This window comes from Marinomonas spartinae, assembly GCF_900089775.1.
GTDB classification, from domain to species: Bacteria; Pseudomonadota; Gammaproteobacteria; order Pseudomonadales; family Marinomonadaceae; genus Marinomonas; species Marinomonas spartinae.
On sequence record NZ_FLOB01000005.1, the window covers coordinates 74,633 to 87,829 of the forward strand.

13 protein-coding genes are annotated in these 13,197 nt (G+C 41.4%); 11 read left to right on the forward strand and 2 right to left on the reverse strand.

The genetic code is table 11. The features are described from left to right. Nucleotides 1-39 precede the first annotated feature (39 nt). From lysS to MSP8886_RS12190, 9 genes are all read left to right on the forward strand, one after another. The gene (gene lysS, locus MSP8886_RS12150; RefSeq protein ID WP_067016770.1) at nucleotides 40-1,542 is read left to right on the forward strand and encodes a lysine--tRNA ligase; all 1,503 of its coding nucleotides are present in this window, start codon (nucleotides 40-42) and stop codon (nucleotides 1,540-1,542) included. 173 nt (nucleotides 1,543-1,715) lie between these two features. Beyond that, nucleotides 1,716-2,198: a Tse2 family ADP-ribosyltransferase toxin gene (locus MSP8886_RS12155; RefSeq protein ID WP_067016772.1), complete on the forward strand. Its 483-nt coding sequence runs from the start codon at nucleotides 1,716-1,718 to the stop codon at nucleotides 2,196-2,198. Beyond that, a complete protein-coding gene (locus MSP8886_RS12160; protein WP_067016774.1) occupies nucleotides 2,185-2,412 on the forward strand; it encodes a hypothetical protein in 228 nt (75 codons plus the stop codon). The genes MSP8886_RS12155 and MSP8886_RS12160 overlap by 14 nt, the downstream gene beginning before the upstream one ends. A gap of 109 nt (nucleotides 2,413-2,521) precedes the next feature. Further along, a complete protein-coding gene (gene hisC, locus MSP8886_RS12165) occupies nucleotides 2,522-3,586 on the forward strand; it encodes a histidinol-phosphate transaminase (protein WP_067016776.1) in 1,065 nt (354 codons plus the stop codon). Between the two features lie 457 nt (nucleotides 3,587-4,043). Continuing rightward, nucleotides 4,044-5,369: a methyl-accepting chemotaxis protein gene (locus MSP8886_RS12170; RefSeq protein WP_067016778.1), complete on the forward strand. Its 1,326-nt coding sequence runs from the start codon at nucleotides 4,044-4,046 to the stop codon at nucleotides 5,367-5,369. A 209-nt stretch (nucleotides 5,370-5,578) separates the two neighbouring features. Next, nucleotides 5,579-6,124, forward strand: a complete 546-nt coding sequence (locus tag MSP8886_RS12175; protein WP_067016780.1) for a GNAT family N-acetyltransferase — start codon at nucleotides 5,579-5,581, stop codon at nucleotides 6,122-6,124. A gap of 241 nt (nucleotides 6,125-6,365) precedes the next feature. Then, the gene (locus MSP8886_RS12180; RefSeq protein ID WP_067016782.1) at nucleotides 6,366-6,719 is read left to right on the forward strand and encodes a DHCW motif cupin fold protein; all 354 of its coding nucleotides are present in this window, start codon (nucleotides 6,366-6,368) and stop codon (nucleotides 6,717-6,719) included. A gap of 35 nt (nucleotides 6,720-6,754) precedes the next feature. After that, nucleotides 6,755-7,306 (forward strand): nucleotidyltransferase family protein, encoded by a 552-nt coding sequence (locus tag MSP8886_RS12185; RefSeq protein WP_067017126.1) that lies wholly within the window; start codon nucleotides 6,755-6,757, stop codon nucleotides 7,304-7,306. A 280-nt stretch (nucleotides 7,307-7,586) separates the two neighbouring features. Further along, nucleotides 7,587-8,858: an O-acetylhomoserine aminocarboxypropyltransferase/cysteine synthase family protein gene (locus MSP8886_RS12190; RefSeq protein WP_067016784.1), complete on the forward strand. Its 1,272-nt coding sequence runs from the start codon at nucleotides 7,587-7,589 to the stop codon at nucleotides 8,856-8,858. A 322-nt stretch (nucleotides 8,859-9,180) separates the two neighbouring features. Here MSP8886_RS12190 and MSP8886_RS12195 read toward each other — a convergent pair whose 3' ends face one another. Further along, the gene (locus MSP8886_RS12195) at nucleotides 9,181-10,248 is read right to left on the reverse strand and encodes a 2,3-butanediol dehydrogenase (protein WP_067016785.1); all 1,068 of its coding nucleotides are present in this window, start codon (nucleotides 10,246-10,248) and stop codon (nucleotides 9,181-9,183) included. Between the two features lie 312 nt (nucleotides 10,249-10,560). Between MSP8886_RS12195 and MSP8886_RS12200 the strand changes: the two genes are divergently transcribed. Both MSP8886_RS12200 and MSP8886_RS12205 read left to right on the forward strand, forming a co-directional pair. After that, complete coding sequence (locus tag MSP8886_RS12200; RefSeq protein WP_067016787.1) at nucleotides 10,561-10,974, forward strand: GNAT family N-acetyltransferase; 414 nt, start codon at nucleotides 10,561-10,563, stop codon at nucleotides 10,972-10,974. Nucleotides 10,975-10,983: 9 nt separating this feature from the next. Beyond that, nucleotides 10,984-11,862 (forward strand): GNAT family N-acetyltransferase, encoded by an 879-nt coding sequence (locus MSP8886_RS12205; protein ID WP_067016789.1) that lies wholly within the window; start codon nucleotides 10,984-10,986, stop codon nucleotides 11,860-11,862. Nucleotides 11,863-11,934: 72 nt separating this feature from the next. Here the strand turns inward: MSP8886_RS12205 and MSP8886_RS12210 are convergent, their stop codons facing one another. Then, nucleotides 11,935-13,092, reverse strand: coding sequence for a hypothetical protein (locus tag MSP8886_RS12210; RefSeq protein ID WP_067016791.1), 1,158 nt, complete (start codon nucleotides 13,090-13,092; stop codon nucleotides 11,935-11,937). Between the last annotated feature and the right edge of the window lie 105 nt (nucleotides 13,093-13,197).

The following is a 13,197-nucleotide window of genomic DNA, read 5'->3' on the forward strand; positions in this document are numbered from 1 at the left end:
TATTTATTTTTAAACATTTATAAAGAGCAATATCAAACCATGGCTAACGAAAAGACAACAGAACCTACCGCACCATCTGATGATAACCGCTTAGTAGCGGAGCGTCGTGCTAAGTTGGCGGCTATCCGTGAACAGCGTAATGCTTTCCCTAACTCTTTCCGTCGCGATGCTTACGCAGCTGACCTTCAAGCAGAGTTTGGCGAGTTTGAAAAAGCAGATCTAGAAGAAAAGGATCATAAGGTTAGCATCGCGGGTCGTATCGTTCGTAACCGTGGTGCCTTTATGTTGCTGCAAGACATGACGGGGCAAATCCAAGCCTACGTGAATCGTAAAGCGCTCAGCCCAGAGTTATTAGCGGAGCAAAAAACATGGGACTTGGGTGACATCATTGGTGTCTCAGGCCCAGTGCACAAATCAGGTAAAGGCGACTTGTACATCGATATGCAAGAAGCACAATTACTCACCAAATCCCTACGACCACTACCAGACAAGCATCATGGCTTGTCTGATATGGAAATGCGCTACCGTCAGCGTTATGTGGATTTGATTGTGAACGAAGAATCTCGTGACACCTTCCAAGTGCGCTCAAAAATCATTTCTACTATTCGTCGCTTCTTGGAAGATCGTCGTTTTATGGAAGTGGAAACGCCCATGCTACAAACCATTCCAGGTGGAGCAACGGCTCGTCCATTTATTACCCATCATAACGCGATGGACATGAGCATGTACTTGCGTATTGCCCCAGAGCTTTATTTGAAACGTTTGGTTGTGGGTGGCTTTGAACGCGTATTTGAGATCAACCGTAACTTCCGTAACGAAGGGACATCGACTCGCCATAACCCAGAATTCACTATGATCGAATTCTATCAAGCGTACGCTGACTACAAAGATCTTATGGATCTGACGGAAGACATGCTGCGTACCGTGGCAGAGAAAGTGTTGGGTACAACAAAAGTGACCTATCAAGGGGCTGAGTATGACTTTGGAGCCCCATTTGTTCGTATGACCATGCTTGAGTCCATCCTTCACTACAACCCAGAACTAACCGCGGCGGATCTGGAAACCGTTGAAAAAGCGACAGAAGTGGCGAAGAAACTGAAAATCGATGTGAAACCTATTTGGGGCTTAGGCAAACTTTGGACGGAAATCTTCGAAGAAACCGCTGAACACAAATTGGATCAACCGACTTTCATCACGGAATACCCAGCGGAAGTCTCTCCACTGGCGCGTCGTAACGATGATAACGAGTTTATTACTGACCGTTTTGAATTCTTCGTTGGTGGTCGTGAAATCGCCAACGGCTTCTCGGAGTTGAATGATGCAGAAGATCAGGCAGAACGTTTCAAGCGTCAGGTAGCGGAAAAAGACGCCGGTGATGACGAAGCTATGCATTACGATGCGGACTACATCAACGCACTAGAATACGGTTTACCACCCACCGCTGGTGAAGGGATTGGCATCGACCGTTTAGTCATGTTGTTTACGGATGCGCCTTCTATCCGTGATGTGTTGTTGTTCCCACATATGAAGCCTCAGGACTAATCCGAGGTTATATATCTAAACAGCCACAAAGAAAGTTTGAATAGCCAGCGATAGCAGCTTGTGTTACTGGCTATTTTTTATATTATACTCGGGACACTTTCCTCAGAGGTTTTTGCATAAATTAAGGTTGGTTTCACTAAGGGTTTTTATATTTAACAAAACAGGGAGTTGATATGGTTACTTTGGAAGAAATTATTATTGGTCGAGGTGAGTTGGAAAAAATATATCGTTCTGATGTATCGCTTACTCTTTGGAGAGCGGTCAATAAATCAGAGCTTCAAGTAGGAAATCCTCTTTACCCTGACTTAAAAGAAAAAATCTTACCAAACGGACGTATTCGGTTAGCTGATGTATCAACATATATGAAAGACGGTATAGAGTATGTTAAGTCTGAAGAGAGTAGAGGGACATCTCTTTCTGACAAAAATGGCCTTTTTGGACATAAAAACTGGGATTATGTCGTCATTCCTGCAGGTACAGTTGTTCCTCATGAACTTATTATCACAAAAGATCATTATATTTCCAAAAAGAAGAGTTGGCATTATTCAATATCCCCTAACTTTGATATGACTGTATCTAGTTTTCTGTCTGCTCTAGATCAGCTAGCAATCAATGCGAAGATAAAAATAAAGGTACAGAGCAATGTTAGACGCTGATATTAGAAGTATATTTGTCTGTATTCAGGCTTTAGAAGACGCTATTCGGTATTATGATTTGCTTGCTCAATCGGATACGACAGATAGTGATGACTATGAAGAATGCAAATATATGTATGAAGTCGAACTAAGTCGACTTTGTGAAATATACTCCAAAGAAGAGGAGCGAGGGAATGTCCCTGTTCCCTTAAAAAAACTCTTAAAGAATTCTTAGAGGTTAGAAGATGTCAGAGCCCTTTAACTGATAACAAGATTTGCCTTATCTAGTATCTACTTTTAAAGGGCTCTGACCCCTTTATGAGAAGAAGTGGAGAGTTATTGATATGAGTCGTTTTTGGACAGATAAAATTGCTTCTCTTGACCCTTATGTGCCAGGCGAACAACCGCAAGACAAAAAGTACATCAAGCTAAACACCAACGAGAGTCCATACTCTCCTTCTCCAAAAGCCTTAGATGCCATGGCTATAGAAGTCAGTGAGCGTTTACGTCTATACCCAGACCCAAATTGCATGACATTGAAAAATGCCTTAGCAAAAAACTACCAACTCGATATCAACCAAGTGTTTGTTGGGAACGGTTCAGACGAAGTCTTGGCCTTGGCCTTTATGGGTTACTTTGCAGACGGTAAACCTTTAGCGTTTGCGGATATTACCTACAGCTTTTACAAAGTATACGCGGGCTTATACGGCATCGAACCTAAACTGATTCCTCTAAGCGAAACATTTGATATTGTCCCAGCGGATTACGACAATCTAGATGTGTCTGGTGTGGTGGTTACCAACCCCAATGCGCCAACGGGTAAAGCTCTGCCGCTATCGGATATTGAATATATTCTAAAAGCCAATCCAGACGTGGTGGTATTGGTGGATGAGGCCTATGTGGACTTTGGGGCACAAAGTGCGACCACCTTAATCAACCAATATCCTAATCTGTTAGTCGTGCAAACCTTGTCGAAATCTCGTGCTTTGGCTGGGATTCGAGTGGGTTATGCGTTGGGCCATCCTGACTTGATCGAAGGGCTAGAACGTTTGAAGAACTCCTTCAACTCCTACCCTATTGACCGTATTGCCTTAGCTGGCGCCACGGCCGCTGTGGAAGACCAATCTTACCTAGAAGACATTTGCGCGAAAACCATCGCGACCCGAGAGCAATCGGTAAAAGACCTAGAAGCCCTTGGCTTTGAAATTGTGCCATCGTCTACCAACTTTGTGTTTGCCACTCACCCAAACAAAGACGCAGAAGAGATTTACCTGTCATTAAAAGAGCAGGGGATTTTGGTGCGTTATTTTGGTAAGAAGCCAAGAATTGGTAACCACTTGAGGATTACCATTGGCACAGACGCAGAGATGGCAGCGCTGACCGCGGCTTTAGAAAAGCTTTTAAAATAAGTTTTCGAATTTTGCAAAGGCCACAGATTGTGGCCTTTTTAATTGGAAAACATAGTGTAGATATGGTTCCTTTCTAAAAAAATTGGATTCGAAGAAGTTGGTAGGGAAAAAGTTGAGCTATCTAGCGGTTCACCATTTGAAGCTGTAGAAATGAATCGATTGATACCTTAAAGAGCATTTTGGACAGATCAAAATAACGTGATTATTTATATGCCTCCAAACTCTCTGAGTAGGCGAGGCAAACACTATGTTAATGCTATTCAGATAGCTACTTCCAACGCTCCAACCCGAGGTAGTGTCCGTAGTAGCCTCTTAAACTCTTCGGTAAATCGTTATTTCATTGCACCTTCTCATCTAGCTATTACTAATTATTACTCATCATTACTCATTAACCTCGTCAATGTAGCCTAGTATTAACTCTATACTCATTGTGTGAGTAGCCTACAGAGGAAGGAATATGAAGAAATATTACCGGCTGGCATTAGGTATGAACATTGTCTCTATAGTGCTTGCCTCACTATTCGTGATAGAAAACACAAACCTGCTTATTTTGGTTGTAGCAATAGCGGTGGGGGGAGGTTGTCTGATAAAGATGGAGCGTTTAGCAAGGGAGAAATTCAACTTTTATGAGCAGATTCTTGATTCGGTCCCAAATCCACTTTCTGTTACCGACATGGATATGAAATGGACATTTGTCAATCGAGCGGCTACCGATCCCTTGGGAGTAAAACGAGCGGATGTAGTCGGACAGCAATGTTCAAATTGGGGAGCAAATATCTGTAAAACTGAAGATTGTGGTGTGAATTGTTTAAGAAAAGGCAAACCGTATACTTTCTTTCACCAGTGGGGGAAAGATTTTCGTGTAGATACTTTTTACATTAATGGATTAGATGGTAAAGAGATAGGTCATGTTGAATATGTACAGGAGATATCAGAAAAGGTTGCATTAAAAGCGGTGTACAAAGATGTGGATGCCATTAGCGACAGTCTCACAACTGGGGCAAAAGACCTTAATGTTGCCAGCCATGCTTTGACAGTCGGGTCGACTCAGCAAGCGACCTCTATTACTCAAATTGGCCGTTCGCTTAATGAGATTCTTAGTCAGGCCAATGACAATGCTGAGCGTGCATCAGGAGCGAGTGCTGTTTCGTCTGAGGCTCAGCGTGCTGCGACCATGGCCTCCGATGAAATAAGAGAACTTGAGCAAGCGATGCAGGAAATTAATGGCTCAAGTGAAGCCATTAGTGACATTATTAATGTCATTGATGATATCGCCTCTCAGACGAATTTACTGGCACTTAATGCTTCCATTGAAGCCGCTCGGGCAGGCGAAATGGGTCGCGGTTTTGCTGTGGTGGCCGATGAAGTCAGGTCGCTTGCTGAACGAAGTACAAAGGCCGCTAGCGAGTCGGCGCAGTATATTCAGTCATCAGTAGCAAATGTCGAAAAGGGGAATGCAATATCACAAAAATGTGTGAGTGCATTGAGTGAGATTGTTAAGCACGTGTCAACTATCTCCAACACCATCGAAGAAATAGATAAGGCATCGCAAAGTCAGGCGATGGGATTGAGCCAGGTCAATCAGGGGATGTCAGAAATTGATGATGTGATTCACTCGACGGCCGCGTCTGCGGAAGAGACTTCCCTCTCTGCCACTGAACTGAGTGAGCTTTCATTGCAACTCCAGGCCCAGCTCGAAAATATGAGAAAAATTGACGGATTAATTGATGATGCTGCTGCCAAGAAAGACGCTAACCTTATTGAGGTTAAAAATGTGTCATAACATAGAGCAAAACCTAACATGTGCCGAGTCTTGACCAAGACGAAAATGAAAAAAACGATAGTGGCTATTGCGGATCATTAAGCAAAAGGTTCAATATACCTAGGTAGTATATTGAACTTTCGGCACACAGATAGCCTTTACGGCGCTTCTCTGTAAAGGCTATCTGTGTGCTTGGTGTTATATCTTGGTCGAAACTTATAAGATAAATCATGAAGTTAGAATTAGAACATTATTACTTACGTTCACTTGAGCCAACTGACAGCGAGTTTTTTTATAAATGGTCCTGTGACCGTGAAGTGACGTTATATAGCCTCTCTTCTTATGCGTATCCACAGTCAAAATTAGACATAGAAAAATGGCTTTCAACCGTTAATTCGTCGGCTAAAAATGTCTCATTTGGTTTATGTAGCAAAAAGAGTGATCAGCTCATTGGTTACGCAGGAATATCTGCCATAAGCTCCTTAAACCGAAGTGGTGAATTCTTCATTCTTATCGGCGAAAAAGAGTATTGGGGAAAAGGCATCGGAACGTTAGTGACAAAAGTCGTGACTGATTATGCTATTCGGACGCTAGGTTTACATCGAGTGCAGCTGACAGCAAGTGCTCAAAATATTGGCGCGGTAAAAGCGTATGAAAAAGCTGGCTACCAACATGAAGGTGTAATGCGTCAATCTGGCTTTCGTAACGGCGAGTTCGTTGACAAGGTTTTAATGTCAGTTCTTTCAACCGAGTGGCAAGGCATAGCAAGCGTTTAAGCGGTTTCAGCCCCGGCATATGATCCGCTTTTTAGTATCAATAGGTAAGAATATCGGCAGAAGTAATAATCTTCGTCATTGATCGTGAAACTAGTGGTAAGGAAAGCCTAGTAAAGAAAAAGGTCGAGCCTATTAGGCTTTTACAAACAAATCAACGAGATAATGCATAAAACTGGTGTGGATACAAGGCTCGTTCCTCTCCAATGCCACAAGCTGTAGGCAGCCTTAAACCGGAGTAATAATGGAAAACTCAAACATTCCTTTTCAAACGATAGACTGGAAAAACGTTCCTCGAACAGAGCATAAGGGAGAAACTGGAATTGCGTATTGGCAAACTTTGCAATTCGACGGTTTACGTGTCAGATACGTAGAATATTCAAAAAATTATAAAGCAGACCATTGGTGTGAAAAAGGTCACATAGTGTACTGTCTTGAAGGTGAAGTGGTAAATGAGCTTCAAGATGGAAGCCGCTCAACTTTACGTAAAGGCATGTCGTATATTGTGTCAGATGATTTAAGCTCCCATCGTTCGGTAACAGAGAATGGTGTTCACTTGTTGATCATTGATGGCGACTTTTTAAAGTCAAATGCCTAATAAATTAATTTGCAAAGACAAAATACGGAATGGCTATGAGAGAGAAGTACTTAGTCGATACCATTTCTAATATTCCAGAAATGATGGAATTGTTAACAATACTAAATGAAATCAAGCTGCCAAATCATTATTTAGCAGGAGGCTCTGTAACACAGGCCGTCTGGAATCGAAAGTTGGGGAATGATCCACTTTATAAAGTGAAAGACTTTGATGTGGTTTACTTTGATCAAAAAATGTCGAGATCTGAGAAGGAGTATGAAGCGGAAATCGACTTTCGAAAAACTTACTTGATGCCTGTTGATGTAAAAAACCAAGCTAACGTCCATGAATGGTATGGTGCAAAGTTTGGCAATAACATAGAGCCACTGAAAGAGTCGGAAGATGGAATACGCATGTGGCTTCCTTGTTTTGCCGTTGGTATTCGTTTAGTCGATGATGTTTTGGATGTCTTTGCTCCCTTTGGTTTAGAAGACCAAGCCAACATGATAATTCGACCAAATAAAACGGCGATGAGTAAAGAAAACTACGACACAATGAATCGTAGCTTTAAACAGAGGTGGCCGAACCTTGAGATCAAGGAATGGTAGCCGTTAACAAAAAAGGTGAAGTAAGTGAACTGCTTGGTCTGGCTTAGCAGCCTATGGACATCAACCTTCACAAGGCCAGCCACTGCGGCGGTATTGCGGTGACGTCTTCATTCCAAACCGCACATGTTGAAAAACTTATTAGGTTCGTTTTTGGCTTAACGCCTTTATGCTTGTTATGATAGGTTTACACTAGACTCTGTCGATCTTGGCGGTTGTTTTTAATCACACATACCGCTGTTATTTAGTCATATAACCACAATAATTTTAAACGAGACACACTATGAAACTCGAATCCATTGCACTTCATGAAGGCTATAAGTCCGAAGCAACCACCAAAGCGGCCGCTGTTCCTATTTATCAAACCACATCGTATACCTTTGATGATACTCAGCACGGTGCTGATCTGTTTAATTTAGCCGTACAAGGTAATATTTACACCCGCATTATGAACCCAACCACTGATGTGTTGGAAAAACGGGTGGCTGCGATGGAAGGTGGTATTGCGGCGCTGGCTGTGGCGTCTGGTATGGCGGCTATTACCTATGCGATTCAGTGTATTACGCAAGTGGGTGACAATATTGTCAGTACCAGCCAGTTGTATGGCGGTTCGTATAATTTGTTTGCGCACTCACTACCGCGCCAAGGTGTGGACGTTCGTATGGTGTCGCATGATGATTTTGAGGGGTTTGAAAACGCGATTGACGAAAATACCAAAGCGTTATTTTGCGAGTCTATTGGTAATCCAGCCGGTAATATTGTCGACATTGCGCGTCTGGCGGAGATAGCGCACAAGCACGGTGTTCCTTTGATTGTGGATAACACGGTCGCTACGCCTTATCTGTGTCGCCCGTTTGAGCTGGGGGCCGATATCGTTGTGCATTCACTCACTAAATATATCGGCGGCCACGGTACAACAATTGGCGGTATTATTGTCGATTCTGGCAAGTTTGATTGGGTTGCCAACAAAAAACGCTTTCCGATTCTTAACGAACCAGACCCTTCCTACCACGGTGTAGTTTACACGGAAGCCTTAGGCGCCGCTGCGTATATAGGGCGTTGTCGAGTCGTGCCACTGCGTAATACAGGTTCTGCCATTTCGCCGATGAATGCGTTTCAAATTTTACAAGGTCTGGAGACATTGGGTTTGCGGATGGATCGCCATTGTGAAAACGCCCAGCGCCTTGCTGAATATTTACAGCAACACCCGAAAGTAGAGTGGGTGAACTACGCGGCCTTACCGGATAGTCCGTATTATGAAACCTGCCAAAAAATTACTAAGGGCAAAGCTTCTGGTATTTTGAGTTTTGGTATCACTGGGGGGATTGATGCCTGTGCTAAGTTTATTGATTCTCTTGATATGATTTTACGTTTGGTCAATATTGGCGATGCAAAATCATTGGCATGTCATCCGGCTTCTACTACGCACCGTCAATTGAATGACGAAGAGCTTAAAAAAGCTGGCGTGAGTGCTGATCTAGTGCGCATCTCGGTGGGTATTGAGCATATCGACGATATTATTGCTGACGTATCACAAGCGTTGGATAAAGCTTAATTATATGATTTGAGGGCCTGCATTCAAATGCTAGATTGATAAATTATAAGTCTTAGCTGGCATTACTTATTAGTTGGATAAAAAGCCGTTTCTTGTTTTACCAGAATCGGCTTTTTTGTAGAGTTTTCCCCATCAAACAATTTTAAATATGAAGTAAATAAGGGGCTGAGCTTGTTAAAAGTCTCAAACGTCAGGTGAGAAAAACTCTTGCAGCTTTTTATTCATCTAAAGAACGAGTATCGATTCTCTTTTTTTAGACTAGATTAAAAAGCCAGTAAGGATCAACCTTGTTGAGCCCTTGCTGGCTTTATAGTGATGTTATTTATGCTTTTGATGGACGAACAATAATTTTTACCGCCGATTCATTGTTGTGAATTAATGTATCGAAGCCTTGGGAAATCAGGTTATCTAATTCGATTCGCTGGGTGATAAAGGGCTCTAAATTAACCTTGCCTTCCTCCACGAGTTTAATGGTTTCTTTATGGTTGTTAACATAAGCAATGGTGCCGCGAACGTCCAATTCCTTCATGACCACACTGTGAACGTTCACAGTTGCCGGATGGCTCCAAATGGAGACAATAACGATTGCCCCTTTTGCTTTTGTGCTTTCAACTAAAGAGTCTAATACCTTGTTATTGCTGGTGCACTCGAAAGCTACATCCACACCTCGGTCTTCCGTAATCTTCATCACCTCTTCTGTGACGTTGACCTCGGTTGGATCTAAAATATAATCTGCGACACCAGTATCATGAGCCTTTTCTTTACGTTTAGCGCTTAGCTCAGTCAGGATAACCGTGATGCCCTTAGCTTTTAAAACGGCAGACAATAACAAACCGATAGGGCCACCGCCACCGACCAACGCCACATCACCCGCTTTTGCCGCGCTACGAACAAACGCATGATAACCGACGGCTAAGGGTTCAACTAAGGCGGCTTGATCCAAAGGAATGTCATTAGAAATAGGATGAACCCAACGGCGTTTTACGGCGATTTTTTCGGATAACCCACCTCCGCATCCACCAAGACCAATAAAGTTCATATTCTTCGATAGGTGATAATTTTCACCCGGCCCAGTTGGTACCTCATCGGCAATAATATAAGGCTCAACGACGACGTGTTGACCGACTTGAATATCGTCAACACCTTCTCCCACCGCGTAAACCACACCTGAAAACTCATGTCCCATGGTAACAGGGGCAGATTCTCCTGAAATAGGGTGTGGATGGCCACAAGGTGGAATAAAAATCGGCCCTTCCATAAATTCATGTAAATCGGTACCGCAGATACCACACCACGCAACATCAATGCCCACTGTACCTGGCTCAACACTAGGTTCAGGAATATCTTCAATGCGAATATCCCCTCTGTCATAAAAACGAGCAGCTTTCATTTTGCTTTCCTTGTGTTTGACTAATAGAGATGAGTAGAGTCCTTTTAACGCACCGCAGTCGAGCAAAGGTCTCTACTAAATCAAGCTACTCAGCACATCGAGTGCAGTCAAACTCTATGATGAAAAACTTGCTTGTTAATGACAATTATCAAGTAATTCCAAGAGGGGGTCAGAGCATGAAGCAATAGGTATTTGCCTAATGTTTATAAGGCGTAAAGTCGGGAACGGGTATCGTTGATTAGCATTTTGGTTTTCACGCTAGCATCAAGTCTATAACATCTTTCATAAAAGACATTGTAAATAGGACAAAAAATGAAGGTTCGTATATCAAAAGAAGAGGATTTAGACATTCTGGCAGAACTAAATTGCCAGCTTATAAAAGACGAAGGACACAGCAATCCAATGTCAGTCAAAGAGTTAAAAGCTCGAATGGCTTGCTGGCTTGTATCGGAATATTCAGCAGCACTTTTCGAACTCAACGATGAGGTTATTGGTTATACACTGTGGCGCAAAGACACTGACTTTATTTATATTAGACAGTTTTTTATTGCACAATCATTTCGAGGTAAAGGGAACGGAAAAAAGGCCTTTGAGCTAGCAAAAAAGCGCTATTGGGACCAAGAAAAACTACGTTTAGATGTTTTAATAAATAACCTGAAAGGGCTAAGCTTTTGGCGTTCAGTTGGTTTTCATGATTACTGTCTAACGTTGGAACAAGAAGGATAGGGTGCTCATATGCAGAATCTTATGTGCCAAATTGAAGTGGCTAAGGATATTGCTCAGGTTGAGCGGTTGTTAGAGTGTGAGTCTGTGGAGAAAAAGATAAGGGAGGCTTTCGAACTTGGGCAAACGATTTTTTATGCTTGCTTTGATGAGGTTCCTATTGGACTTGCATGGGTGAGTTTTAACAATTTTCATCCATATTGGGCCCGCCCTTTTGTTTATGTGGCTGACGCCCAGCGTCGAAAAGGTATTGGCTCAATGCTATATCGTCGACTTCTTGTAGAGCCATTGCCTAACAATGTGCTCGGTTTTCAATTTGGTGCAGATGTGCAAAATACTGGATTAAGAGCTTTTATCGAGTCAGTTGGTTTTAAAAGACGGCTTGATTGTTATTCTATGGTGTTTGATTGTGATCAAATGCAGCAACCAGATTATTCAGTGCTTGAAGAAAATGGCTTTTATCTTTGTGATTTTGAAAAAGCGTTGGAATTATCGTTGGATATCAATGCGTTTTTAATTAATGCCTATACTCGTGATCATTATTGGTCGACACCTGTGTCAAACGATAGTGTATTATGGGTACAACAACTATCAAAATTTGATCCGAACTTTAGTTTTGTTATCCATAATGGTAAGGCAATTAAGGCTTGTATTACTAGCCGTATTACTTCTTCGATATTAAATATCTGGTGGTTGTATTCAGATGATAAGGTGAATGATTATTTGCAAACTATTTTATTATCGCACCTTGCAAAATTTGCTCTTCTCAAGAAAATCACATTAGCTGATATTGAAATCGATTCTACTAAGACTAATTTTGATCAGCTATATCAATCTATTCCTACCAAAAAGATAGATATTTGGCAGGTTTATCAGCATGCTTTTATCTAAAAGAAAATGTAGGGCTTTACTAAAGGCGATATGTCTTTATAAAACCCATTAACATTTCTCAAAGTTACTAGGCTAACTTTTTTGTGTTTTAATAATGGCCTGAGAGAGTCCATTTAGATAAGAAGTAAGTACAGTATCTATGGATAATATGTTTTTATACCAGCCATTCCAGATTAAAAAGCAAGTTATTAACGTTTTTAAATCTTGATCTAAAGACTTACTTTCGTCTTTTAGTATATTCAAACCATAAGTGGCGAAATCTTGTCTGATATCCTCTTCTTTTAAATTTTTCACAAAATTTTCTAGATCGGATTTCAGTTTTTCTTGAGTAATGGCAGGAATGTCTAAACTCAATCCTTTCATTTTTATAAAATAGAAAGCGGTACAGGTTTGTAGGTTCTTTGTTTGTTTATTCAGCCAATCTTCACTGTTTTTGAATGTGCTACCATCCCAACCTTCTAGACCAATCGATTCACCAAAGCGTAAATAAATTGACGATTTTAGTTGCCCTCGCTCTCCAGTTTGAGTGCCATTACCATAAAAACTTTCAAATATGTCAGAGACCGTCTGGCCATTATACTTATTACTGCTGTCATTACCTGCCAGGATCATACCGTCGACATTGGCTAAGTTTTTATAATACGCACCAAATTGATCAATGATGTCTTGTTTTTTCTCATGTTGTTTGGCTTTTGATAGAAGATGATCCGTTATTTTATGTTGTAGTAAAAACTCTCCGGTGATTTCTGATAAATCACCAAGCCATCCAGAGGCCATCAATCGGTCTTCAACAACAGGCACTATATCTTTTATCTTATCCCAGATTTCTGGCTTTTCAATAATGCTTTCTGGTACGGGGGTGAGTGGGCCATTATGGTTGTTAGCGTCTAAAATGGCAAAGATATGTGCGACATCGTATAGATCGTTATTAGACAGTACAACCTCATGGCTATGTTGCATTTTTTGAGTGTAATAACTGGCAGGGAAAGGCGCGATGTTTGCTGTTTCGGGGATGAGGAGTTTATTCCAACCAAATGAGTCGTAATAAATTTTTCGAAATTTGGTTAACATCAGGTTGGTGTTAGTGTCCACTGATGAATTGTCTTCTTCAATCGATTTCATAAAATCGATATATTCTTCCATCTTATAGTAGTTACCATTTTCTGGTACATGATTATGAACAGACTCTCCGAAATTAAAATTAAAAACTTCGACCTCTTGCTTTTGCATTTGATTACTCCTGTTAAATCGTTAGCTGGATACGATGTCGATTGTGTTTAGCGTTTATTAAAATAATTTTTTATCTTGTTGCTTTTTGAAAGCTTGAAAATCGCC